This window comes from Rhizobium sp. FG113 (genome assembly GCF_057809895.1).
The window spans coordinates 102,649-126,227 of record NZ_JBMDKV010000008.1 but is presented as its reverse complement, the minus strand read 5'-3'; the positions used below and the strand labels follow the sequence as shown (position 1 = coordinate 126,227).

The 23,579-nt window shown below is 60.9% G+C and carries 28 protein-coding genes and 1 tRNA gene; 12 read left to right on the top strand and 17 right to left on the bottom strand.

The window, feature by feature from the left end:
- Nucleotides 1-67 precede the first annotated feature (67 nt).
- From ACODTZ_RS19505 to ACODTZ_RS19465, 9 genes are all read right to left on the bottom strand, one after another.
- On the bottom strand, nt 68-232 hold the full coding sequence (locus ACODTZ_RS19505) for a DUF1328 domain-containing protein (RefSeq protein WP_018901089.1): 165 nt from the start codon (nt 230-232) through the stop codon (nt 68-70).
- Between the two features lie 90 nt (nt 233-322).
- Entirely contained in the window at nt 323-487 is a 165-nt protein-coding gene (locus ACODTZ_RS19500) for a hypothetical protein (RefSeq protein WP_181459267.1), read from the bottom strand.
- 139 nt (nt 488-626) lie between these two features.
- Complete coding sequence (locus ACODTZ_RS19495) at nt 627-809, bottom strand: hypothetical protein (RefSeq protein ID WP_209234527.1); 183 nt, start codon at nt 807-809, stop codon at nt 627-629.
- Between the two features lie 160 nt (nt 810-969).
- A complete protein-coding gene (locus ACODTZ_RS19490; protein ID WP_113011955.1) occupies nt 970-1,719 on the bottom strand; it encodes an ABC transporter ATP-binding protein in 750 nt (249 codons plus the stop codon).
- Nucleotides 1,716-2,549 carry an ABC transporter ATP-binding protein gene (locus ACODTZ_RS19485; protein ID WP_018901086.1) on the bottom strand — a complete coding sequence of 278 codons (834 nt, stop codon included), beginning with the start codon at nt 2,547-2,549 and terminating at the stop codon, nt 1,716-1,718. Before ACODTZ_RS19485 ends, ACODTZ_RS19490 begins: the two co-directional genes overlap by 4 nt.
- Nucleotides 2,546-3,493 carry an ABC transporter permease gene (locus ACODTZ_RS19480; protein ID WP_209188582.1) on the bottom strand — a complete coding sequence of 316 codons (948 nt, stop codon included), beginning with the start codon at nt 3,491-3,493 and terminating at the stop codon, nt 2,546-2,548. The genes ACODTZ_RS19485 and ACODTZ_RS19480 overlap by 4 nt, the downstream gene beginning before the upstream one ends.
- Nucleotides 3,490-4,557, bottom strand: a complete 1,068-nt coding sequence (locus tag ACODTZ_RS19475) for an ABC transporter permease (RefSeq protein ID WP_018901084.1) — start codon at nt 4,555-4,557, stop codon at nt 3,490-3,492. Before ACODTZ_RS19475 ends, ACODTZ_RS19480 begins: the two co-directional genes overlap by 4 nt.
- 18 nt (nt 4,558-4,575) lie before the next feature.
- Nucleotides 4,576-6,219: an ABC transporter substrate-binding protein gene (locus tag ACODTZ_RS19470; RefSeq protein ID WP_489027340.1), complete on the bottom strand. Its 1,644-nt coding sequence runs from the start codon at nt 6,217-6,219 to the stop codon at nt 4,576-4,578.
- Nucleotides 6,220-6,270: 51 nt separating this feature from the next.
- The gene (locus ACODTZ_RS19465) at nt 6,271-7,329 is read right to left on the bottom strand and encodes a dipeptidase (protein WP_489027338.1); all 1,059 of its coding nucleotides are present in this window, start codon (nt 7,327-7,329) and stop codon (nt 6,271-6,273) included.
- Between the two features lie 259 nt (nt 7,330-7,588).
- Between ACODTZ_RS19465 and ACODTZ_RS19460 the strand changes: the two genes are divergently transcribed.
- On the top strand, nt 7,589-8,098 hold the full coding sequence (locus tag ACODTZ_RS19460; RefSeq protein WP_113199320.1) for a DUF1993 domain-containing protein: 510 nt from the start codon (nt 7,589-7,591) through the stop codon (nt 8,096-8,098).
- 7 nt (nt 8,099-8,105) lie between these two features.
- On the opposite strand, the gene ACODTZ_RS19455 is transcribed toward ACODTZ_RS19460, so the two are convergent.
- Nucleotides 8,106-9,626 (bottom strand): alkaline phosphatase family protein, encoded by a 1,521-nt coding sequence (locus ACODTZ_RS19455; RefSeq protein ID WP_489027336.1) that lies wholly within the window; start codon nt 9,624-9,626, stop codon nt 8,106-8,108.
- 12 nt (nt 9,627-9,638) lie between these two features.
- Nucleotides 9,639-10,622, bottom strand: coding sequence for a UDP-glucose 4-epimerase GalE (galE, locus tag ACODTZ_RS19450; protein WP_489027334.1), 984 nt, complete (start codon nt 10,620-10,622; stop codon nt 9,639-9,641).
- Between the two features lie 344 nt (nt 10,623-10,966).
- Here galE and ACODTZ_RS19445 point away from each other — a divergent pair, with 344 nt between their 5' ends.
- A complete protein-coding gene (locus tag ACODTZ_RS19445) occupies nt 10,967-11,749 on the top strand; it encodes a class I SAM-dependent methyltransferase (protein WP_489027332.1) in 783 nt (260 codons plus the stop codon).
- 174 nt (nt 11,750-11,923) lie between these two features.
- Here ACODTZ_RS19445 and ACODTZ_RS19440 read toward each other — a convergent pair whose 3' ends face one another.
- From ACODTZ_RS19440 to ACODTZ_RS19425, 4 genes are read right to left on the bottom strand one after another with little or no spacing between them, the layout of a single operon-like run.
- Nucleotides 11,924-12,577, bottom strand: coding sequence for a CDP-alcohol phosphatidyltransferase family protein (locus ACODTZ_RS19440; RefSeq protein ID WP_489027330.1), 654 nt, complete (start codon nt 12,575-12,577; stop codon nt 11,924-11,926).
- Complete coding sequence (locus ACODTZ_RS19435; protein ID WP_489027328.1) at nt 12,574-12,966, bottom strand: hypothetical protein; 393 nt, start codon at nt 12,964-12,966, stop codon at nt 12,574-12,576. The genes ACODTZ_RS19440 and ACODTZ_RS19435 overlap by 4 nt, the downstream gene beginning before the upstream one ends.
- Nucleotides 12,963-13,913 (bottom strand): phosphatidate cytidylyltransferase, encoded by a 951-nt coding sequence (locus ACODTZ_RS19430; protein ID WP_489027326.1) that lies wholly within the window; start codon nt 13,911-13,913, stop codon nt 12,963-12,965. The genes ACODTZ_RS19435 and ACODTZ_RS19430 overlap by 4 nt, the downstream gene beginning before the upstream one ends.
- Nucleotides 13,910-14,545, bottom strand: coding sequence for a lysophospholipid acyltransferase family protein (locus tag ACODTZ_RS19425; RefSeq protein WP_489027446.1), 636 nt, complete (start codon nt 14,543-14,545; stop codon nt 13,910-13,912). Before ACODTZ_RS19425 ends, ACODTZ_RS19430 begins: the two co-directional genes overlap by 4 nt.
- A gap of 227 nt (nt 14,546-14,772) precedes the next feature.
- Between ACODTZ_RS19425 and ACODTZ_RS19420 the strand changes: the two genes are divergently transcribed.
- Nucleotides 14,773-15,054: a DUF6074 family protein gene (locus ACODTZ_RS19420; RefSeq protein ID WP_409457180.1), complete on the top strand. Its 282-nt coding sequence runs from the start codon at nt 14,773-14,775 to the stop codon at nt 15,052-15,054.
- A gap of 93 nt (nt 15,055-15,147) precedes the next feature.
- Nucleotides 15,148-15,477, top strand: coding sequence for a DUF2322 family protein (locus tag ACODTZ_RS19415; RefSeq protein ID WP_489027324.1), 330 nt, complete (start codon nt 15,148-15,150; stop codon nt 15,475-15,477).
- Between the two features lie 231 nt (nt 15,478-15,708).
- Here ACODTZ_RS19415 and ACODTZ_RS19410 read toward each other — a convergent pair.
- Nucleotides 15,709-15,798, bottom strand: a tRNA-Ser gene (locus ACODTZ_RS19410).
- A 314-nt stretch (nt 15,799-16,112) separates the two neighbouring features.
- On the opposite strand from ACODTZ_RS19410, the gene rplU reads away from it, so the two are divergent.
- The 4 genes from rplU to ACODTZ_RS19390 all read left to right on the top strand — a co-directional run bounded on the left by rplU (nt 16,113) and on the right by ACODTZ_RS19390 (nt 18,080).
- Complete coding sequence (gene rplU / locus ACODTZ_RS19405; protein WP_018901071.1) at nt 16,113-16,430, top strand: 50S ribosomal protein L21; 318 nt, start codon at nt 16,113-16,115, stop codon at nt 16,428-16,430.
- Nucleotides 16,431-16,464: 34 nt separating this feature from the next.
- Nucleotides 16,465-16,734: a 50S ribosomal protein L27 gene (rpmA, locus tag ACODTZ_RS19400; RefSeq protein ID WP_004127267.1), complete on the top strand. Its 270-nt coding sequence runs from the start codon at nt 16,465-16,467 to the stop codon at nt 16,732-16,734.
- A gap of 129 nt (nt 16,735-16,863) precedes the next feature.
- Entirely contained in the window at nt 16,864-17,496 is a 633-nt protein-coding gene (locus tag ACODTZ_RS19395) for a GNAT family N-acetyltransferase (protein ID WP_209234519.1), read from the top strand.
- The gene (locus tag ACODTZ_RS19390) at nt 17,493-18,080 is read left to right on the top strand and encodes a GNAT family N-acetyltransferase (RefSeq protein WP_209234518.1); all 588 of its coding nucleotides are present in this window, start codon (nt 17,493-17,495) and stop codon (nt 18,078-18,080) included. Before ACODTZ_RS19395 ends, ACODTZ_RS19390 begins: the two co-directional genes overlap by 4 nt.
- Nucleotides 18,081-18,119: 39 nt before the next feature.
- Here ACODTZ_RS19390 and ACODTZ_RS19385 read toward each other — a convergent pair whose 3' ends face one another.
- Nucleotides 18,120-18,986 carry an endonuclease/exonuclease/phosphatase family protein gene (locus ACODTZ_RS19385; RefSeq protein ID WP_209234596.1) on the bottom strand — a complete coding sequence of 289 codons (867 nt, stop codon included), beginning with the start codon at nt 18,984-18,986 and terminating at the stop codon, nt 18,120-18,122.
- Between the two features lie 79 nt (nt 18,987-19,065).
- Here ACODTZ_RS19385 and obgE point away from each other — a divergent pair, with 79 nt between their 5' ends.
- From obgE to ACODTZ_RS19365, 4 genes are read left to right on the top strand one after another with little or no spacing between them, the layout of a single operon-like run.
- Complete coding sequence (gene obgE, locus ACODTZ_RS19380) at nt 19,066-20,145, top strand: GTPase ObgE (RefSeq protein ID WP_111562697.1); 1,080 nt, start codon at nt 19,066-19,068, stop codon at nt 20,143-20,145.
- A complete protein-coding gene (gene proB, locus ACODTZ_RS19375) occupies nt 20,138-21,307 on the top strand; it encodes a glutamate 5-kinase (protein ID WP_489027320.1) in 1,170 nt (389 codons plus the stop codon). Before obgE ends, proB begins: the two co-directional genes overlap by 8 nt.
- Nucleotides 21,300-22,583 carry a glutamate-5-semialdehyde dehydrogenase gene (locus ACODTZ_RS19370; protein WP_489027318.1) on the top strand — a complete coding sequence of 428 codons (1,284 nt, stop codon included), beginning with the start codon at nt 21,300-21,302 and terminating at the stop codon, nt 22,581-22,583. Before proB ends, ACODTZ_RS19370 begins: the two co-directional genes overlap by 8 nt.
- On the top strand, nt 22,558-23,208 hold the full coding sequence (locus ACODTZ_RS19365) for a nicotinate-nucleotide adenylyltransferase (protein ID WP_489027316.1): 651 nt from the start codon (nt 22,558-22,560) through the stop codon (nt 23,206-23,208). Before ACODTZ_RS19370 ends, ACODTZ_RS19365 begins: the two co-directional genes overlap by 26 nt.
- Nucleotides 23,209-23,579: the final 371 nt, after the last annotated feature.

Below are 23,579 nucleotides of genomic sequence, written 5' to 3'. Positions count from 1 at the left end.
GGCAAGTGGCGAACGCACGAAAAATCCGGCGCCTTTTGGACGCCGGATTTCGTTGATTATGCTGGATTTAGACGCGGCGCATGAGCCGCGCGACAAGCGATACAACAAACAGCACCAGGAATATGAAGAACAGTACCTGGGCAATCGATGCTGACGCGCCTGCGATGCCGCCGAACCCCAGAACGCCGGCGATCAGGGCCACAACAAGAAATACGAGTGCGTAGTAAAGCATTGCCATCTCCATTTAGTCGTTGCTGACCAGATAACGATGGTGTGCCTTTTTGGTTCCGTGCCTAGTGAAAAAGGGTTTGTTTTCGGTGCTCTAACCGATAACGCCGCAGACTACGGCTGCGAGAAAGGTGAACGCGGCCACGACCAGCGCCGCATTGGCTGCCAGATGCAAACGGCCACGCGTCGTTGCCGGCTTCTTGGAACGTGCGGAACGATAGTGGTCCGCGTGAGTATGCGACATACCCAAGTTTGCCATGTGTTGCCTCCGCCTGTTTTCAGCTCTTATTGAGAGCTCAGTTTCTTATATAGTCTATCTGAATGGTAGAGATAAAATTCCATCAGATGTCGCTTGCTGAGAAAATCCGTCTTGTCTTGGACGGTCGAATAGGGAGCATCTAACAGATGGTGTGCCAGGCCCAGATCAGGGAGCGCTCCACCGCGCTATCCTTGTAGGAGCTCTTCTTCTTCGCAATGATCTTTCTATCCCGCTTTGCCGTCTTGAACAGCGGAGCTGTCCGCTTGGCAGCCTTGGCTGGAGGTGCGAAGTAACCCATGGTCATGCCGCCGAGAAAGAACATCTTTATCTCCATGATCACGAAAGCTAACAGCCGTTAACGCAATCATGACAGAAGCAAGGCAGCTGTCAATAGTCTAGTCGATTGGTCGTGTTTTAACGGACCGTTATTCTTAACGGTCCGCCGATTGTTAAAAATTTCAATTACTTGAAAAGATTGGGCTTCAGACTTTCACGAAGCCCTTGCTCGCGACCATCAAACTTTTCGTGTAATCTTCGTGAACCTCGGCCTTGGCGAGCTGATCGGCCGTCAGACGTTCGACCACCGTGCCGCCGCGCATCACGGCGAGGTTTTCGCACATGTGGGTGATGACGCCGAGGTCGTGGCTGACCATGACGAAGGTCAACTTCCTGTCACGCCTGACCTGCTCGAGGAGGTTCAGCACCTCGGCCTGGACGGAGGCGTCCAGCGCAGACGTCGGCTCGTCGAGCAGCAGGATCGACGGCTCGACGATCAGGGCGCGGGCAATGGCGACGCGCTGGCGTTGACCGCCGGAGAGCTGATGCGGATAGCGGAACCGAAAGCCATTGCCGAGGCCGACTTCATCGAGCGCGCGGGCGATGCGTGTGTCGCTGTCCGAGATGCCGTGGATCGCCAGCGGCTCGAGCAGCAGCCTGTCGATGGTCTGACGTGGATGCAGCGAACCGTAGGGGTCCTGGAACACCATCTGGACCTTGCGATAGAAGGCCTTGCTACGCTTGGAGCCCGAGAGCTGCTCGCCGTGGATCTTGATCGTCCCGTGCTTGACGGGTGCGAGCCCGGCGACAGCGCGCAGCAGAGTGGATTTTCCGGAGCCGGATTCACCGACGAGACCAAAGGACTGGCCCTCGGCAATCTCGACGCTGACATCCTTCAGCGCATGGAAATGGTCGTAGATGACGGTGACATTGTCGACGGAAAGGGCTGCTGTCATGCCGCCCACTCCGGCTTGCGGTCCAGCACCGGCAGAGGATGCCTGTTTTCGCCGATCTGGGGCATGCAGTTCAAAAGTCCTTGCGTATAGGGATGCTGGGCGTTCTTGAGCTCGGAGGCCTTCAGCTCCTCGACCACCTTGCCGGCATACATGACGATGACGCGGTCGCAGAAGGAGGAGACGAGGCGCAGGTCGTGGGACACGAAGATCAGACCCATACCGCGCTCGGACACCAGGCGGTCCATGATCCTGAGGACATCGAGCTGCACGGTTACGTCGAGCGCCGACGTCGGCTCATCGGCGATGAGGAGTTCGGGGTCGGCGATCAGCATCATGGCGATCATGGCGCGCTGGCCCATGCCGCCGGATACTTCATGCGGATAAAGATTGAAGACGCGCTGCGGTTCGCGGATCTGCACGGCTTCCAGCATGGCAATCGCGCGGTCTCGCGCTTCGCCCTTGCCGATCTTCTCGTGGGTTCTCAGCGTCTCGCAAATCTGCTTGCCTATCGTCATGACCGGATCCAGCGAATATTTCGGATCCTGTAGCACCATGGCGATGCGTTTGCCGCGCAGCTGCCGACGCTCCTTGGCCGAGGCCGACAGGAGGTCGATGCCGTTGAAGTCGAGTGTGTCGGCACTAACGATGCCGTGCGGCGGCGTCAGCCCCATGATGGCGCGGCCGGTCTGCGACTTGCCGGAGCCGGATTCGCCGACGATGCCGAGGCGCTCCTTGCCGAGCGTGAAGGAAACGCCGCGCACGGCTTCGATAACGCCGGTGCGCGTGGGGTAGCTGACCTTGAGGTTCTTGACGGTGAGAAGCGTGCTCATTGGCCGCTCTCCTTCGGGTCGAGCGCGTCGCGCAGGCCGTCTCCAAGCAGGTTGAAGCCGAGGCTGACAACGAGGATAGCGATCCCCGGCATGGCGGCAACCCACCATTGGTCGAGAATGAAGCGGCGGCCCGAGGCAATCATCGCGCCCCACTCAGGCAGCGGCGGCTGGGCGCCGAGGCCCAGGAAGCCGAGGCCGGCCGCCGTCAGGATGATGCCCGCCATGTCGAGCGTGACACGCACGATCAGCGAGGAGATGCAGAGCGGCATGACATGACGCACGACGATGCGCAGCGGTGATGCGCCCATGAGGCGGACGGCCGAGATGTAATCGGAGCGCCGCACCGTCAGGGTCTCGGCACGCGCGATACGGGCGTATGGTGGCCACGAGGTGATGGCGATCGCGATGATGGCGTTCTGGATGCCCGGGCCGAGTGCTGCCACGAAGGCGAGCGCCAGGACGAGCTTCGGGAAGGCGAGGAAGATATCGGTGATGCGCATCAGGATGGCATCGACCCAGCCGCCGGCATAGCCGGACACCGTGCCGACCAGAAGGCCGATCGGTGCGGAGATGATGGCGACGAGGACGACGACCATCAGCGTCAGGCGGGAGCCGTAGATCAGGCGAGAATAGATATCGCGGCCCTGGTCGTCTGTGCCGAGAAGATAACCCTCGGCGCCCGGCGGCAGCAGGCGGGCGTTGCGCAGATCGCCGACGACGGGCGAGTGCGTTGCCAGCACATCGGCGAAGGCGGCCATCAGGAGCAGCGCGATGATGATGAAGAGACCAACGACCGCCAGGCGGTTGGCGGTGAACTGCCGCCAGGTGACGTAGGCGCGGCCGAGACGGGCTTGCGTGCGCGACTGCGGACGGTCGGAGAGCAACCACTCGCGGCGGGTCATCGGTCTGACATTGGTTGCAGTGTCGTTTGCTTGCATGCTCATCGGGTTCGGGTCCTGGGATCGAGGGTCCGATAAAGAAGATCAGACAAGAGGTTGATGCCGATGAAGACGGTGCCGATGACGATCGTGCCGCCAAGCACGGCGTTCATATCGGCATTCTGCAGCGAATTGGTGATGTAGAGGCCGATACCGGGCCAGGAGAAGACCGTTTCGGTCAGCACCGATCCCTCGAGCAATCCCGCATAGGATAGCGCGATGACGGTCACGAGCGGCACCGCGGCATTGCGCAGCGCGTGGCCCCAGATCACCCGGGTTTCCGACAGGCCCTTGGCGCGCGCGGCAACCACATATTCCTGGCTGAGTTCGTTCAGCATGAAGCTGCGGGTCATGCGACTGATGTAAGCGAGCGAGAAATAGCCGAGCAGCGAGGCGGGCAGGATGATGTGGCGGAAGACGTCGTAGAAGACGTCCCACTGCCCCTGCATGGCGCTGTCGAGCAGATAGAAGCCGGTGACCGGCGTGAAGCTGTATTCGAAAACGATGTCGATGCGGCCGGGGAAGGCAACCCAGCGCAGCTTGGCGTAGAAGATCACCAGCGAGATCAGCGACAGCCAGAAGATCGGCACGGAATAGCCGATGAGGCCGATGACGCGCACGATCTGGTCGGCGAAGCTGCCGCGCTTGACGGCGGCGAGGACGCCGAGCGGCACGCCGATCACCGAGCCGATGATGGTGCCGAGCGTGGCGAGTTCGATCGTTGCCGGGAAGACGCGCTTGATATCGACCATGACGGGATTGGTCGTCAGCACCGAGGTGCCGAAATCGCCGGCCAGGATCCCTTTGAGGTAGATGTAGAACTGCTGGTAAAGCGGCAGGTCGAAGCCCATTTCGCGCCGCACGCGTTCAACCACGTGGGCGGGCGCGCGGTCGCCGAGAATGGCGAGCACCGGATCGATGGGCACGACGCGGCCGATGAAGAAGGTCACGGCCAGAAGGCCGAGATAGGTGGTGACGGCGGCGACCAGAAAACGGCCCACAGCCTTCGCAAAAGGAAGAGCACGGCCGGGTTTCGGCCGTGCTTCCGTCTTTGTTTCGACGATGCTCAATCTATCAATCCTGCCGGATCATTCCTTGCCGATCATGCCGACATAGTTGGTGTCGAAGCTCGGGCCGAGTTTGAAGTTCGATACGCCCTTGCGGTAGCCCGCGACTTCGGTCTGCTGGAAGATGAAGACGAACGGGCTGTTGGCCAGGTACTTCTTCTGGATGTCCTGATACATCGCTGCGCGCTTGTCGTTGTCGCGTTCGAGCAGGGCAGCCTTGGCTTCCTTGTCCAGTTCAGGCGCTTCAAACGTGTTGCGCCAGGCGAGCGTCTTCACGGTACCGGCGTCGGAGTTATCCGGGTTGCTGGTGAAGGTATCGGCGTTGGAGTTCGGGTCGAAGTAGTCGGAGCCCCACTGGCCGATGTAGATGTCGTGCGTGCGGGCGCGGAACTTGGTCAGCGTCTGCTTGCCGTCACCCGGGATGATTTCCATCTTGATGCCGGCCTGGGCGACCGACTGCTGGATGGATTCGGCGATGCCGGTTACCGGCTGCGTGTTGCGCACGTCGATGGTGACCGAGAAGCCGTCCTTCAGGCCTGCCTTGGCGAGCAGTTCCTTGGCCTTGGCGACGTCGAACTTGTAGGGGTTCTCGTCGAGCGCGCCGAGCTGGCCCTTCGGCAGGAAGGTCTGGTGAATTTCGCCGATGCCCTTGATCAGGGTGGCGCCAATCGCGTCGTAATCGACCAGGTACTTGAAGGCTTCCTGGACTTCCGGCTTCTTCAGGTTCTCGTTCTTGGAGTTGAGGCTGATGAAGTAGACGGTGCCCTTCGGCGCGCTTTCGCTGGCGAGATCGGCGTTCTTGGCGACGGCGTCGAGGTCGCCCGGCTCCAGGTTGCGGGCGATATCGATGTCACCGGCTTCGAGCGCCAGACGCTGCGCAGAGCTTTCCTTCATGAAGCGATAGATGACGCGGGCGAGCTTGGCCTTTTCACCATAGTAGTTGTCGTTGCGCTCGAGCACGACAACTTCGTTGGCGCGCCATTCGCGCAGCTTGAAGGCGCCGGAGCCGGCATAGCCGGTCTTCAGCCACTCGTTGCCGAAGTCGTTGTCGTACTTGTAGTCGGCCGACGGGGTGACCGGCTTGACGTGGTCGAGAACCAGCTTCTTGTCGACGACGGAGGCAACCGTTGCCGTGAGGCAATTCAGGACGAAGCTTGGCGCGTAGGGCTTGTCGACGGTGAAGGTGAAGGTGTTCTCGTCGGTCGCCTTGACTTTTTCGGTGACATTGTCGCCCGTGATGCCGAACTGGGTGATGATGAAGGCGGGGCTCTTGTCGAGCTTGACGGCGCGCTCGAAGGACCATGCAACGTCTTCGGCGGTGATCGGGTTGCCGGAGGCGAACTTCATGCCGGGCTTCAGCTTGAACGTATAGGTCAGGCCGTCATCCGAAACGGTCCAGCTCTCGGCGAGGTCGCCCTTGACCTTGGACGTGTCGGCCATGTCGAGGCGCACGAGCAGGCTGTAGGTGTTGCTGGTCATCTCGGCGGTCGAGAGCTCGAAAGCTTCGCCCGGATCCATGGTGATGATGTCGTCGATCGCGAAGCCCTCGACAAGGGTATCCTTCGGGGTCTCGGCGAAGGCGGCGGGCGCAGCCATCATCAGGATGGAAAGGGCGGCGCCGGCGGAAAGCGCACGGAAGCTGCGGTTCAATCTGGTCATCATCATAATTTTCGTCCCCTGTTCATTCTTGAATTCAATCAAAGCACGTCAGCAGTCTCAGGCAGCCTCTTCTCCCCATGCCGAAGACAGAATTCGAAGCCAGTTTTCGCTGGCCATTTTCTTCAAATCCTCGCCACCATATCCAGCACGCTGAAGCGCATCAATCAGCTTCTGGTTGCCCGAGGCGTCGCCGATTTCATCCGGTATGGTTGCGCCGTCGAAGTCCGATCCGAGCGCCACGCAATCGATGCCGATGCGCTCGACGAGGTAGTCGATATGGCGAACCATGTCGCTGAGCGGCGTGCCGCCGTCCGAGCGGGCGTCGTCGCGCAGCATGGCGGTTGCATAGTTGAGGCCGACGAGGCCGCGGCTTTCCTTGACCGCGTCAAGCTGCCTGTCCGTCAGGTTGCGGGCGACCGGTGTCAGCGCATGGACATTCGAGTGGCTGGCGACGAGCGGCTGGTCCGTCGTCTTCGCGACATCCCAGAAGCCCTTTTCGGTGATGTGGGCGAGATCGATCATGATGCCCATGCGGTTGCACTCGCGAACCAGCTCGAAGCCGGCATCGGTCAGGCCAAGGCCGGTATCCGGCGACATCGGGAAGGCAAACGGAACGCCGTGGCCGAAGATGTTGTGCCGGCTCCAGACGGGGCCGAGCGAGCGAAGGCCTGCGGCGTAGAAGACTTCCAGCGCGGCCAGATCGGACCCGATCGCTTCGCAGCCTTCCATATGCATGACAGCGGCGAAAACGCCGTCGCCGATGGATTTGCGGATGTCCTTGACCGTGCGGCACAGACGCCAGGCGCCGGCGCGATCGAGGCGCAGGGCGATCGCGGCCATTTCATTGGCGATCCGCAGCGATGGCAATGGATCGAGAGGCGCTGCGAGCGGGGTGACGTAGTGGCCGTCCTTGTCGGGATCGGCGAAGACCAGATCGCCCGAGGGAATGTAGATGGCGCAAAGGCCGCCGGCGAGGCCACCTGCCTTGGCGCGTGGAGCGTCGATGTGGCCGGTGTCCGTTCCGTTCGCAAACTCGGCAATGGGATCGCCGCCCTCCCGCTCATGCGTCCAGAGGCGGAGAAGAACGTCGTTGTGGCCGTCGAATACGAATTGCATGTCAGTTCCTGTAAGCCCTCATCCCGTGAACCAGGGCGAGCGATGCGAAGCGCGCAGAATAGAAAAGCTGGTAAAATAAGCCACCTCTTTTTTGGGATTATTTTGGCGCAACAACCCACGGTTAGGCGCGCTACGACGGCCTGGCCGCGACGCCTTAAAAACATCGAGAATGCAGCGCGGGCCGATGAAAATGATATGTGGCCTGACTATATGCTATCGCGGAAACGGTGGCCGGTCGTCGGCCCCGGTGGAGAGCGCAATGTCTATTTCAATCTATCGCCTGACAGTGCCGGTATTTCAGCGCGGCCTGACAACCTTGACCAACTATCTCGACAAGGCGGAGGCCTTCGCCAGCGAGAAGGGCATCGATCCCGTGGAGCTCGTCGCGACGCGGCTGGCGCCGGATATGCTGCCGTTTTCCGGCCAGTACCAGCGGGCCACCGATAGCGCCAAGCTTGCCATTGCACGGCTAACGGGTACGGATGCGCCGAAATTTGAGGACAACGAGACGACGATCGCCGAGCTCAGGGCGCGCGTCGCGAAAACGGAAGCCTATCTTGCGACCGTTTCGCCGGATACGCTCGATGGCGCTGAAACCCGCGAGGTCGTCATTTCTCCCGGCGGCAACAGAACGGTCTTTCGTGGCGACGACTACGTCTTGAGCTTCGCGCTGCCGAACTTCTATTTCCACATCTCGATGGCGCACGCGATCCTGCGCAACAAGGGCGCGCAGGTCGGCAAGCTCGATTATCTCGGGCGGTTCTCCTGACGTTTAATCAGGGCCGGTGTCGAACCGGCCCTTTCTCCGTCAGCTCGGTATAGGCCAGCGTCTGGTCGAGGTGGCGGGCGCGGAGCGACAGCAGTTTTTCCGCGTAGGCGAGCCGTGTCGAAGCGTGCGCGGGGTCGGCCGCGATATTTCGCAGCTCCATCGGGTCGCTCCTGAGATCGAAGAGCAACGGCGCCAAGCCGGCGAAATGCACATATTTGAAATTCTCGTCCCTGATGACGGCGAGATTGCATTCGTTCGATCGCAGGCCGAAGTGCCGTTCGGCATGCTGATGAGCGATGTCGCGGAAATCGAACTCCCAGAAGGCCGCATCCCGCCAGTTCGCGATACCCTTCCCCTCGGCAAAGGGTAGCAGTGACTGCCCGTCCAGGCCGTTTTCCGGCTCTACATTCAGGCGTTCGCAAAGCGTCGGAAAGATATCGGCGGCGCTGGTGAAGTGCTCGACCGTTCCGCCGCGAGTGCCCGATCGCGGATCGCGGATGACCAACGGGATGTGATAGCTCCCGTCAAAGAAGCCGCCCTTGCCGAAGGTCCAGTGATCGCCAGCCATCTCCGCATGATCCGAGGTGAAGACGATGACCGTGTTTTTCCAGGCGCCGACATCCTTGAGCGCGGCCCAGATACGGCCGAGTTGCGCGTCCACTTCGGCGATCATTCCATAGTAGATGGCGCGGATTGCCGCGATGTCCTCGGCATTCCAGTCATCGACCGGGCCCGTCGCGCCGTGGATGAAGCTGCCCTTGTCGTTTCGCGGCATCGCGTAGGCGAGATAGGGGTGCAACGCTTCCTCGCTCTTTCGATCGGCTGCGCGGGAAAAGGCGGGCCCGTCCTCAGGCGAAAACATGTCGTTATAAGGCGCCGGCGCGGAAAAGGGCGGATGCGGGCGCAGGAAGGACATGTGCGCGAACCACGGACTATCCTGTTCGCCCAGCCAGCGAATGAACTCGCCTGTCAGGAAGGCCGTCTGCGTCTCGTCTTTCGAATAGGCGGTCGGCGCGTTGGAGATTTCGCCGGGCCGGGCGCCCAAGGGGATATGAATATCACGGCTCGTCGCATCCTGATGGCCGCGCGATCGCAGCCAGGATAGCCATTGTCTCTCATGTTCCGGGAGCAATTGCCGCGCGGTGAACCCGGGCAGCAGGCCTTCATAAGTGGTCAGATGCGGATCGTTGGCATCGACGCCGCGCGGGTCGGGTGCGGTATCCGTGTAGCCGAACAGGGTCGGCTCGTAGCCGGCACGGCGTGCGGCGAGCGCCAGATTATCGAACCTGCCATCGAGCGGTGAGCCGTTGCGGCAAACCCGATGGTTCATCTGGTAGAGGCCGGTATAGAGCGTGGCGCGCGCCGGCGAGCACGGCGCGGCGCCAGCGAAATGACGGGCAAACAGCGTGCCTTCGGCCGCCAGCGCATCAACATTCGGTGTCCTGACGCAGGCGTGATTGCGTGCCGAGAGGCAATCACCGCGCCACTGGTCCGCGGTGATCAGCAGAATGTTCGGTTTGCCCGTCATCGATCTGGCCAATCAGTGATGGTTGGATTTCGAATGCCAGTTCCAGGCCGAGCGGATGATCTGGGAGAGATCATGCTGCGGCACCCAGCCGAGCACTTCGCGTGCCTTGTCGTTGTTGGCGACCAACGTGTGCGAATCGCCTTCGCGGCGGCCGACATATTCGACGGGGAATGGCTTGGCGGAGACGTCCTCGATGGCGCCAAGCAGTTCCTTGACCGTCGTGCCGGTGCCGGTGCCGAGATTGAGCGCAACCGAATCACCGCCGCGCAGCAGATGCTCGACGGCGCGGACATGCGCATCGGCAAGATCGAGCACGTGGATATAATCGCGCACGCAGGTGCCGTCGCGGGTCTCGTAATCGCTGCCGAACACCTTGAAGCCGTCGCGCCGTCCGAGTGCGGCGTCGATCGCGAGCGGGATGGCGTGGGTTTCCGGCTGATGCCACTCGCCGATACGGCCTTCGAAATCGGCGCCGGCGGCGTTGAAATAGCGCAGCACGACCGAGCGGAAGCCGGTGTACTTGTCGTAATCGGCAAGCGCCTGCTCGACGATGTATTTCGTCTGGCCATAGGGGTTGATCGGCACCTGGCGGTGGGTTTCATCCAGCGGCACACTCTGCGGCAGACCATAGGTCGCGCAGGTGGAAGAGAAAACGAAAGCCTTGATGCCGGCCGCCTGGGCCGCTGCCAGCAAGGTCAGCGTGCCGATGACGTTGTTTTCGTAGAAGGCGACCGGATCCTTTACGGATTCGCCGACCTCGATCAGGGCCGCGAAGTGCAGGATGGCTGCGGGCTTGTGCTTGGCCAGAACCTCGTCAAGGCGCACGCGATCCCTGATATCGCCTTCTTCGGCCGGACCCCATTTGACGAACTCGCGGTGCCCGTTGGAGAAGTTGTCGTAAACGACGGGCTTGAAGCCCTTGTTGGCGAGATCGAGACATGTGTGGGAGCCGATATAGCCTGCACCACCAACGACCAGAACTGTTTCACCTGCCATGCACCACCTTCTGTGATTTGGAATCGGACCACACCAGAGTTAGGCCAACGACATGGCGATAAAAAGAACGAAGTGGGTTGTATGCCGCTTTCGCCGCATCTTATGGCCAACGCGATTACCGATTTTCGTTAGCCGAGATCGAAGACCGGTCGAATGAGGATTATTCGCCTGCGATGCATGATCAACATATGCCTAGCCGACAATATCACTGGAATTACTGGTAGCGACAGAAAATCTTTCTACCTATGATACTGCCTTATTTTAGCTTTCATGCATGGTCTATGCTTTGTGTCTTGTCATGTCTGTTTCACTAGACTTCAAAGATATCTGGAAAAACATCGCGCATGGATGCAGCTATTCGCAAGTTTATCTTTCATGATCTTCAAACGATCGAGGGTTACATTGATCCTCCGGATGCGCTGGTGTTTCTGGCGATCCTCCAGCATCAGGCTCTGGCCGGTTTTGAAGGGGCGATTGCGGAGATCGGCGTCTATTACGGGCGATCGTATTTCCTGTTCCGGCGCATTTGCGGTGACGAGCAGCGAATCGTCGCCATCGATCTTTTCGATCTCGACAGCGCAACGAAGGGCAGCGCGCAATATCTGCAATTTGTCGAAAACGGCCGCCGGCTTGGCCTTCCTGTGTTTGAAGATCTGGTGATCAAGGGCGACAGCACGCTTCTGAAGCCCGCGGATATCTTCGCGAAGGTGGGGCCGGTCCGGTTCTTCAGCATCGATGGCGGGCACATGCTGCATCACGTGATGTCCGACACGCATCTTGCGGCGGATACGCTGACCGATAGCGGCATCATCGCATTCGACGATACGTTCAACCCGACATGGCCCGAGGTGACGGTTGGCGTCGCAGACTTCCTGCGCGAACAGCAGGGCGAGTTCGCCGTTTTCTGTATCACCAAATACAAGACCTATGTCTGCCGCCGGGCATTTCACGCCGAATATTCCAGGGCGATCGCCGCCTCTCCCGATCTTGCCGCTTTCGAACATGTCGAAACCGAGTTTCTCGGCTCCAAGGCGGCGCGGCTTGAAAACCCGATGCGTCGACGGCTCGTGCACCAGCTTCTGGTGCGCAGCGGCATGAGCGTGTTTTCGGAGCGAGCCTATCGATAGCCGGCTTTGCCGTGAGCGGGCGATAGAAAGAAAAATGCCTCGCCGAAGCGAGGCTAGTCCAAGGTCGCTTCGGGGAAAACAGAAGCGACGCGGCTGTTTTATTGCTGCGCTAACTTTCCGCAAGCGCAGTTTCGCGAATTTCGGTACGCCCGGCAAAATGGTCGCGGGCGGATGTCAGGACTGACTGCCGCCACTTTTTAAGCTTGCGACAAGCCGGCGGCCGCGACGCAGAGCGGTGAGTGCGGCGCCGACCGCGATCAGCCATAGCGCGGCGATCAGGACTTCGTTCGTGCCGCCCCAGAGCGGCTGAAACACCGACAGGATGGCGGCGCCTGATATCGTTGCCATGCGGTGCTGCTTGGCCATGGGGCCGGAGAAATCGCTCGGCTGGCCGGTGGCGCGGCCGAGTTCGCGGACATAGGCGGTGAGCACCGCAAACGCCGCGGCCGCCCAGCCAAGCTCCGGCGCCCCGATACCCGCCCCTGCCCCGACGAGGATCAGGATGTCGGCAACCCGGTCCGGGAACTCGTTCCAGAACGGCCCATCGGCCGCCCCCTTCCCGCCCTCGACCGCGACCATGCCGTCGAAGAGATTGCAGAGCAGCCGTAGCTGGCAAAAGAGCGCGGCGGCGATGAAAAAAGGCGCCTGCGCCCAGCCGGTGCGATATCCCGATAGAAAGAATGCGCCGCCGGCGAGTGCAGCTGCGATCATGCTTGCCTGCGAGATCTGGTTGGGCGTGATTGATTTCGACGCCAGCCATTGCGCGATCGAGCGTGCCCAGTGTGTGTCGCGGCTCGCCAACGGCCTGCGGTCACCTGTTTCGGTCATGCCCGCTCCCCCTTCCGGTAAAGTGAATAATTGTAGATCGCCGCGTAGCTGGACGAAACGGCCAGCGGCAGCGCGATCGTCTTTAGAATTTCGGGCGTGCCGCTCAGCGCGTGGATCGTTGCGAGAATGGCACTGGATGCCAGGCAGGCGATCAGCGGCGGCGCCCAAAGGGCTTGCGTTCCATTCATCCGGCGTGACAGTTGCTCGACCGCAGTCTTGAGAAACAGCGTCAGGCAGGCGGACAATGCGCCCTGGACGAGACCGGCAAGCAGGACGCGGCCGGGCGGGTATTCCCGGTTTGCAAACATCGCCCATCCGCCCATCGCGCAGAAGGCGAATGCGACATGGGTGATGCTGTTGCCCGCGATGCGCCGCAGCCTAGTCGTCATGTGGCCGACCACCAGTAGCGGACAAGATGGAAGAAGATCGGGGCGGAAAAGACGACGGAATCGAGCCGGTCGATCAGGCCGCCATGGCCCTCGATCAGGTTGCCCCAATCCTTGACGCCGCGGTCTCGCTTGATCGCCGACATCACCAGCCCGCCGAAGAAGCCCATCATAGTGATGACGAAGGCCAGCAACCCGGCCTGGAATGCTGTGAACGGCGTGATCCACCAGAGGCCGGCGCCGATCAGCGTGGCGCTGGCAACGCCGCCGACAAAGCCCTCGACAGTCTTGGAAGGCGACAGCTTCGGCGCGATCTTGGTGCGGCCGAAGAGCTTGCCCCAGACATATTGGAGCACGTCGCTCAGCTGCACGATGATGACCAGAAAGGCGATGAGCAGCACATTGCGGCCCTCATAGCCCGGAATATCGAGCGTCAGCAGCGCCGGCACGTGGGAGGCGCAGAAGACGCAGATCATCAGCGCCCATTGCACCTCCGCGATCCGATCGAGAAAGCGCTCGGTGTCGCCACGCAGCACCGAGATGATCGGCATCAACAGGAAGGCATAAACGGGAATGAAGATCGCGAAGATGCCGTATTGCTTCGTCCAGAGCAGAAAATACTGCAGCGGCAGCACGACGAAGAAGGCGGTCGCCAGCGCCCAGTGATCGGCGCGCTTGGTGTGCGTCAGCGTGATGAACTCGCGCAGCGCCGCGAACGAGCAGAAGCCGAAGAGGATAAGGATGCCGACGCGGCCGATCATGAAGGCGATGCCGATCAGGATCGCCATCACCCACCACGCCTTGATGCGCGCGTTGAGGTTCTCGATCGAGGCATTGGCGCCATCGGGCGAGAGGCGGCGCTGCAGCACATAGCCGATCGCGGACGCGACGACGAGCACCGCGAGGATGCCGAGCACGAGCGTGAGGAGGTCGGAATTGGCCGTGTTCATTCGCTACCGCCTGGCTGTTTTGGAGAGAGATCGAGAAGGGCTGTGCGCGCCCGATCGAGAAAGGCCTGCTTGTCTTCGTTCGGATGCATGAGCATCGGGTCTCCGAAGGTGACGGTGCAGATCAGCGGGATCGGAACGATCTCGCCCTTCGGCATGACGCGGTTGAGATTGTTGATCCAGACGGGGACGAGGCGGGCATCCGGACGTGCTGATGCGAGATGGAACAGCCCGCTCTTGAACGGCAGCAGCGACGCGTCGGTCAGATTGCGGGTTCCCTCGGGAAAGAGAATGAGCGATGAGCCGGCATCCAGCGCATTCGCCATCACTTCGATCGGGTCACTGGTCCGCTTGTCGCGATCGCGCTCGATCAGCACGGCGTCGAACACATCGCTGCCGATAAAGCGCGTGATCGCGGATCTCAGCCAGTATTCGGCCCCCGCCACCGGGCGTGTGGACCGGCGCAGGCGGGGTGGTAGAACGGCCCAGATCAGAATGAAATCGCCATGGCTCGAATGATTGGCGAAATAGATGCACGTGTCCGTGGTCGGGCCGTCGCTTGTCCAAATGGCGCGCACGGCCGTTATGGCACGCGCAAACAGAACGATGGCCGTCGCCACCGGTCCCGCGATCATCTTCCGTACCAAATCGATCCCCCATCCACCTGACACATATAAGATGTGTAGCCTTGTTTATGGCGGATCAAAAGCCCTCGGCTTTGCGCAACCGCCGGCAGGTCGGGACCATACCGGCACAACGCGTCAGATGGTGGAGGAAAGCGTTAACCATGCTTCGGTAGGAATGGTGTCGAACACAACGGAACGAATCGATGTCGGTAAACACAAGCAAGAGTTTGAAGGCCATGACCACAAGTGAAATCGTCCTTTTTCCTGTGGCCTCGCGCGCCGGCGACATCGATCGCAGCGCCGCCGAACTCGAGCGCCTGCATGGTGCCGATGCCGTTCAATACTGGAAGACCGAGTGCAGACGCCTTGCGAGCGAACTCGAATCGCTCGGCCTGCCAGAGGCGGAAGTTCGTCACCAGGTGATGGTTTTCCAGACCGAGGTGCAGCAGGCCCTCGTGCAGCGCTCGCAGTCGCGCGCGATTTCGCAGAGCCGCAGCGGTCGCGCGCTGAAGCGGTAAGCAGGCAGGCGTGAGTTTTGTTCTGCGGCATGGCGACATGGAGCCGAAGCTGCTAGACGCAAGGCCAGCCCGCCACGCGAAAAGGAACCCGCGATGATCCAGCCTACGGCTTCGTTCAAGGACAATCTGCAACTGCTGCCCTCAGTCGAAGGCCTTGCTCGCATAGACCTTACCGACCCGGCCGGCGTCATTGTCGCGACGATCGAAAACCAGCCTGGCAAACAGGGTTCGCTCGCGGTCTACCAATATCTGCAGCAATGTTTCGGCATCCTCGACAAGCAAGCCGCGACCTACGCCCTGGACCTCTTTGCCGAGCACACCGCCGACGCGAAAACCCGCCCCGGCGCCCATCCCAATATCGACCGCCTGCTTGATATCATCGGCGGCGCGGCGCCATTGGGTATTGAGTTGGTTGCTCGGTGACGAACGCCATCCAGGCTAGGCTACGAGTTTGACGACCTCGATGTGCCGATGAAGCACGCGGGGTCGACGATGTCGGCTTTGACTCGCCAGCGTCTTGTGATTTGATCTCGGAAATATCGACCTCGAACGGAGGAAGTTGCGAACAACGGACAACCTCGTTCAGCATGAGGTTGTCATCTATGTCTTCGGTGCGGATTGTTACCCATGTGTCCGGGTCGGACAAAGGGAATATGGCGGAGAGGGTGGGATTCGAACCCACGATACGGTTGCCCGTATGCCGCATTTCGAGTGCGGTGCTTTCGACCACTCAGCCACCTCTCCGCTTCGTTGGTCGGCGCTTGTTCGGCGCGGGCTGTCTCATAGCGAGAGTTTGGCGGGCTGGCAAGTCGTAATCTCAAGCCATTTCATCCTTTTGTCATCCTTTTACCTTGACAGTTTTTTTATGCTCGCGTATCTGCGCAACCCAATAGGTGTGGATAAGTCCGCGCCTTGTCCGTCCCGCGCCCGCGTGGGGCACCACCGGCAGCCAGAATTCCTGGGCAAAAGCCCTGAAATCCCTGCTTAACATCGACTGATAAAAAGACGGCCACCTGTTTGATGCGGGTCGAGCCGGAACGAACATGAAAGGATAAAAAATGTTCGCAGTCATCAAGACCGGCGGTAAGCAGTACCGTGTGGCAGCAAACGACGTGCTGACCATCGAGAAGCTTGAAGTCACCGCTGGCGAATCGATCGAATTCACCGAAGTCCTCGTAATCGGCGAAGGCGCCGATGCCGCGATCGGTGCTCCCTTCGTCAAGGGCGCGTCCGTCAAGGCCGAAGTCGTCGAGCATAACCGCGGCAAGAAGGTCATCGCCTTCAAGAAGCGCCGTCGTCAGAACTCGAAGCGCTCGCGCGGCCATCGCCAGCACCACACCGTTGTCCGTATCACGGACATCGTGGCTGCTAAGTAAGATCACGGGACTTAAGGTTTAAAGGAGAACTCCAATGGCACACAAAAAAGCTGGCGGTTCGTCGCGCAACGGTCGCGATTCTGAATCCAAGCGCCTTGGCGTGAAGAAGTTCGGCGGCGAAGCCGTCATCGCAGGCAACATTATCGTGCGTCAGCGCGGTACGCAGTGGCACCCGGGTTCCAACGTCGGCCTCGGCAAGGATCACACGATCTTTGCTCTCACCGCCGGCAATGTGAACTACCGTACGAAGGCCAACGGCCGCGTATACGTATCCGTGATGCCGAAAGCGGAAGCAGCGGAATAAGCCGGTAGCGCTTTATAGCAGCCGGTGTCTCATCGACCCGGCTGAGCGTATCAGGTTCAGTCAAGACAAAAGGGGAGATGGGGCACCACCCATCTCCCCTTTTTCTTTACCCTCAAGGAGGACTGAACCATGCAAGGCGAATTGTTACGGAGAGACCAAAGGTCTCCCGAAGAGAGGCTGCGGCCTGAGCGGTTAAGGACCGATTGCCCTGTCTTACTGTCGGAAAGGCTCGTCATGCGCGCGCCCCACGAAGTAGACATCGACGCCCTTGCCCATCTCGCCAACAACGCCAAAGTCGCCACAATGGTGTCGCGCATGCCGCACCCGTATACGGCCAATGATGCCGCCGACTTCGTGCGACGCACGAAAAATGGCGAGATTGGCAAGTGCGTCTATGCGATTACCAAAGCCGAAAACGGCGCCTTTATCGGTTGCTGCGGCGTCGAGCCGCATCTTGATGGTCGCACCGTCGAGATCGGTTACTGGCTGGGCGAGCCTTACTGGAACCAGGGCTTCATGACCGAGGCCTGTCATGCGCTCGTCGACATGGTGTTCCGCACCCGCGAAGATGTCGACCAGATCGACGCCCGTTGCCGGGTGATGAACGTCGCCTCGCGCCGCGTCATCCAGAAGTGCGGTTTCCAGTTCCAGGGATCGGGGCTTGCCGCCTCGCTGGCGCTTGGAAGCAACGTGCCGGTCGAATGGTACAGGCTCGACCGCAAGACCTGGATGTCGCTGAGAAGCTGGGGGAGCGTATTATGAGTGCGCTCAGCCTGGAAAGGCCAAGACCTCAGGTCGTCACCGCCGGCTCGCAGCCCGACATCAAGACCGAGCGGCTTTTGCTGCGGGCGCATCGGCTGAGTGACGCCGATGCAATCGCCGAATCGCTGTCCGACTTCGCGGTGACGCGGATGCTGGCGCGGGTGCCCGCACCCTATGATCGGCAGGATGCGCTCGACTGGCTGGTGCCGGTCACGGCGGGTCGGTTGCCGGACTGGCAGATGGCGATCACCAATGGCGACGACGCGCATATCGGCGTGGTGTCGATCGAGCTTCGTCATGGCCGCTGGCATCTCGGCTACTGGCTGAACCGCTACTACTGGCGGCGCGGCTATATGAGCGAGGCGGTTTCCGCCACGCTCGAGCGCTTCTCCAGGCGCATGCCCGAGACCGTCGTGCATTCCGGTGTCTTCGCCGACAATCCGGCGTCGCTCAGGCTGCAGGAAAAGCTCGGCTTCCGCATGACCGGTTGCAGCGAGGTCTTCAGCTTCGCCCGCAACACGATGGTCACGCATGTCGAGACCATGCTGAAGCCCGGTGCCTTGCAGCAGAGCAAGAGCGCCTGATGAAATTGGAGGCGCCCCACACTCGTCGGGGCGCCTTCTTCAATTGTCGATCTCGACCCAGACGGGGAAGTGATCGGACCCCATGGCCGACGTGTCGATCCGTGCGGATCTTAGCCGGCTTTCGAGGCCAGAACTGACGAAGACGTAATCGAGATGCATGCGCTTGCCATGATTTGCGGGATCCATCCAGCTGTAGCTGTCGGGCTGATAGGCGCTGAGCGCCTCGAAGGCGTCGACAGGTGTGCCGATGCGCGCCGTGCGTCCGTAATATCCGTCCTTCCGGCCCGCGAAAGCGCAGTATTCGGGCGATTCCGGGAGCATGTTGAAGTCGCCCATGACGAGGTAGTCTTCGGGCAGCGGAAGCTCCTCGATCTCGAACTCGCGGGCGCCGGTCAGCGATCCGCCCTCATGAGGGAAGGCGTTGATGCGCTCATTGAGGTGAGCGAGCTGGCGGATGCGCTCGTCGCTGGAGACGTGATCGAGGTGGACGGAGTAGACGCGCGCCGCGCCGCCGGGAAGGTCGATGACGGCCTCGGTGGCGCTGCGCTGCAGGTTGAGCTTGGTGAGCGTCCGGCTGCGCGGCAGAAGCAGCGTGCGAGTCGACAGGATCGGCCAGCGCGACAGGACCATATTGCCGAACTGCATGCGCATGCCGCGCGACGCCGGACGGCCGTCGATCTCCGCGACATGCAGGTCGCAGCCCGGTCCGTAGACCCAGAAATAGTCGGGAAACAGAGCGCCAAGGTCGGCCACCATGTCGGCATATCGGTTTCGCGCGAAGCCGCGGGTGACTTCCTGGAGCGCGATGATGTCGGCGCCGGCAAGACTGTCGGCGATTCGTTTCAGATCGTACGTGCCGTCGAGACCGAAGCCGTACTGTATGTTATAGCTCGCAAACCTAACGATAATCTTTGACCTCCGGCTGAACGGCCTATATCGATCAGGCCAAGACGGGCGTCCAATGACACCGAATGATGGAAGTAAAATGAAATTTCTCGACGAAGCAAAGGTCTATATCAAATCCGGCAGCGGCGGCGCGGGTGCCGTGTCGTTCCGGCGCGAGAAGTTCATCGAGTTCGGCGGGCCTGACGGCGGTGACGGCGGACGCGGTGGTGACGTGTGGGTGGAGACCGTCAACGGTCTCAACACGCTGATCGATTTTCGCTTCCAGCAGCACTTCAAGGCGACGATCGGCACGCATGGCATGGGTCGCAACCGCACCGGCGCCAATGGCGAGCACGTGACGCTGAAGGTGCCCGTAGGCACCCAGATTTTCGAGGAAGACCAGGAAACGCTGATCTGCGACCTGACGGAAGAGGGGCAGCGCTACTGCCTCGCCCGGGGTGGCAATGGCGGTTTCGGCAATGCGCACTTCAAGACCTCGGTCAACCAGGCGCCGGATTGGGCCAATCCTGGCCTTGAGGGCGAGGAAAAGACGATCTGGCTGCGTCTGAAGCTGATCGCCGATGCCGGTCTGGTCGGGCTGCCGAATGCCGGCAAATCGACGTTCCTCGCGGCGGTTACCCGCGCACGCCCGAAGATCGCCAATTATCCTTTCACGACGCTGCATCCCAATCTTGGCGTTGCGACGATCGATGAGCGCGAATTCATTCTTGCCGACATTCCCGGCCTGATCGAAGGCGCCCATGAGGGCGTCGGCATCGGCGACCGGTTCCTCGGCCATGTCGAGCGCACGCGCGTTCTGCTGCATCTCGTGTCCGCGCAGGAAGAGAATGTCGGCAAGGCCTACAAGACGGTCAAGCACGAACTCAGAGCCTATAGCGACGAGATCGGTGACAAGCCGGAGATCGTGGCGCTGTCGCAGATCGATGTTCTCGACAAGGCAACGCTGACGAAGAAGACCAAGGAACTGGCCAAGGCCTGCGGCAGCACGCCCTTCCAGATCTCGGCGGCAACCGGCATGGGCATGACCGAAGTGTTGCGTGCGCTGCGCGATATCATCGTCGAGGCCAATGCCGAAGCGAACATTCTTGAAAAGCCGGCCAAAGCGCTGAAGGTGCGTCATCGCGATATTATCGCCGACGAGGACGAGGCCAATGACTAGGCAGAAGGCGCTGGGTAGCTACCGGCGCATCGTTATCAAGATCGGCTCCGCGCTGCTCGTCGACCGCAAGACCGGCCTGAAGAAGAGCTGGCTGGACGCGATGTGCGCCGATATCGCGAAGTTGAAGGCCAAGGGTGTCGATGTGCTCGTTGTGTCCTCGGGCGCCATCGCGCTTGGACGCTCGGTTCTCGATCTGCCCTCGGGCGCGTTGAAGCTTGAGGAAAGCCAGGCAGCGGCGGCGGTCGGCCAGATCGCGCTGGCGCGCGATTGGTCAGAGAGCCTGTCGCGCGACAGCATCGTCGCTGGCCAGATCCTGCTGACGCTTGGCGATACGGAAGAGCGCCGCCGCTATCTCAATGCGCGCGCAACGATCAATCAGCTGCTGAAGATCGGTGCCGTTCCCATCATCAACGAGAACGATACCGTTGCCACCAGCGAAATCCGATATGGCGACAATGACCGCCTGGCGGCGCGCGTGGCGACGATGGCGGGCGCGGATCTCCTGATCCTGTTGTCGGATATTGACGGCCTCTACACCGCTCCGCCGCATCTCGACCCGGATGCGCAGTTCCTGGAGACGATCGCAGAGATCACGCCTGAGATCGAGGCGATGGCTGGTGGTGCTGCGTCCGAGCTGTCGCGTGGCGGCATGCGCACCAAGATCGATGCCGGCAAGATCGCGACGACCTCTGGCTGCGCGATGATCATCGCGTCCGGCAAGACCGACAGCCCGCTGTCGGCTATCGAAAACGGCGCGCGGTCCTCCTGGTTTGCGCCCTCGGGTACGCCCGTGACTGCACGCAAGACCTGGATTGCCGGTCAGTTGCAGCCGGCTGGCGAGCTGCATGTCGATGACGGCGCGGTGACGGCGCTGGGCGGCGGAAAGAGCCTGTTGCCCGCCGGTGTGCGTAAGGTTGTCGGTGTGTTCAGCCGTGGCGATACGGTGGCGATTGTCGGCCCGAATGGCCGGGAAATCGCGCGTGGATTGGCGGGCTATGACGCCGAGGAAGCGCGCCAGATTACCGGCCGCAAGTCCAGCGAGATCGAGGCCATTCTCGGCTATGCCGGGCGCGCGGCGATGATCCATCGCGATGATATGGTGATGACCTCGCAAATCAATTCGAAATCGGAAAGGCAGAAGAAGGACGCCGCCCATGCTTGATACAGTCGTGCAAAGCCCTGACATTGACGCGCTGATGAATGACATCGGCCGCAAGGCCAAGGCTGCCGCGCGACCGTTGGGCTTCGCCTCGACCGACGCCAAGAACGCTGCCTTGAATGCCATGGCTGATGCGATCCTGGCGGACAAGGATCGTATCCTCGCTGAAAACGCGAGGGATCTCGAGGATGCGGCGGGCTCCGACATGCTGCCCTCCTTCATTGATCGGCTGACGCTCACTGATAAGCGCGTCGCGGAGATGGCTGATGGCATTCGCGCGATCGCTGCCTTGAAGGACCCCGTCGGCGAGGTGGTCAGCGCTTGGGATCGGCCCAACGGCCTGAAGATCGAGCGCGTGCGCACGCCGCTTGGCGTGATCGGCGTGATCTTCGAAAGCCGCCCGAATGTGACCGCGGATGCTGGCGCGCTCTGCGTGAAAGCCGGTAATGCCGTCATCCTGCGTTGCGGCTCGGATTCGCGTCGATCATCGCAGGCTATCTATGAGTGCATGGTGCGCGGCCTGAAGGCTGCGGGGCTTCCAGAGCACGCTATCCAGCTCGTTCCGACCACGGATCGCGCGGCCGTCGGCGCCATGTTGCGCGGATTGGATGGGGCGATCGACGTGATCATTCCGCGCGGTGGCAAGAGCCTTGTCGCGCGTGTGCAGAATGAAGCCCGGGTGCCCGTCTTCGCGCATCTGGAAGGGCTCTGCCATATCTATGTCGATGCATCCGCCGATCTCGACATGTCCAAGGAGATCGTCGTCAACGCGAAGATGCGGCGGACGGGGATTTGCGGTGCCGTCGAGACCATTCTGGTCGACAGCGCGGTCAGCAACACGCACCTCGTTCCGCTGCTTGAGGTTCTCTCGGGTGCCGGCTGCGAGGTTCGCGGTTCCTCAAGCGTCGTGAGGGCTGCGCCGGGAACGAAGGCGGCGACCGAGGAAGACTGGTCCACGGAATATCTCGACGCGATCGTCTCGGTCGCTGTCGTCGATGGCATCGATGGTGCGATCAAGCATATCCAGACCTATTCGTCGAACCACACCGAAGCGGTGATCGCCGAAGACCCAGCTGTCGTGGAGCGCTTCTTCACCGAGGTCGATTCCGCAATCCTGCTCCACAACGCATCGACGCAGTTTGCCGATGGTGGTGAATTCGGCATGGGGGCGGAGATCGGCATCGCGACGGGCAAGATGCATGCGCGAGGCCCCGTTGGCGTCGAGCAGCTGACCTCGTTCAAATACCGCGTGCATGGCACCGGCCAAGTCCGGACCTGATGTGATCAACGACGAATTGGACCGACGCTATCTTCGCGTGCCGCATGCCGAGCGGGGCTTGGTGGTCGGTCTGTTCGGCGGCTCCTTCAATCCGCCGCACCAGGGCCATGCGCTGGTGGCGGAGATCGCCATCAAGCGGCTTGGTCTCGATCAGCTGTGGTGGATGGTCACTCCCGGCAATCCCCTAAAGGATCCGAGCCAGCTGTTGCCCTTGGCGGATCGGGTGCGGCTCAGCGAAAAGCTTGCCAAGCATCCAGCGATCAAGGTCACCGCGTTCGAAAAGAAATTCGGTACCACTTTCACCGCGGAAACGCTGGCGCGGATCAAGATCAGCAATCCGCATGTGCATTTCATCTGGATCATGGGCGCCGATAGTCTGAAGACGTTTCATCGGTGGCAGCGGTGGCAGGATATCGCCCGCATGTTCCCGATCGCGGTCATCGACCGGCCGGGTGCGACTCTTTCGTTCCTGTCTTCGAAAATGGCCAAGACCTTCGACTTCGCGCGCATTGACGAGGACGACTCACAAGCGCTCTGGAAAAAGCCGGCGCCTGCCTGGACATTTATCCACGGGCCGAGATCGCGACTGAGCTCGACGGCGATCCGCGCGCGAAACGGCGGCTAGTTCATTTCTCTCAATATAAAGCTGGAAAATGAAAAACCCGACGGGGGAGGATCCGTCGGGCTTAAAACTTGACCGGCAACTGGGAGGAGGAGTGTTGCCGATCCGTTATCGTACAGCTTGGGAGGAGGAGATCGCTGTCCGATGAGGAGGTTGTATGATGAGTATCACAGAAAGAAAAGCGAAATTGGTGCATCGCAGCAATGCATTTCTGACATGTGTTTAAGTGTCGCACCCATTGCCGTGCTCAATTTGTTGGCATTTTCCGGTAAATTCTATTGTTTTGGCGTCGCTTAGCCGTTCATTACTGGTCGGTACCAGCCACCTATGCTGCGCCGCAGCGGCGTTTCCGTCACGTTTCACGAACACGTGAA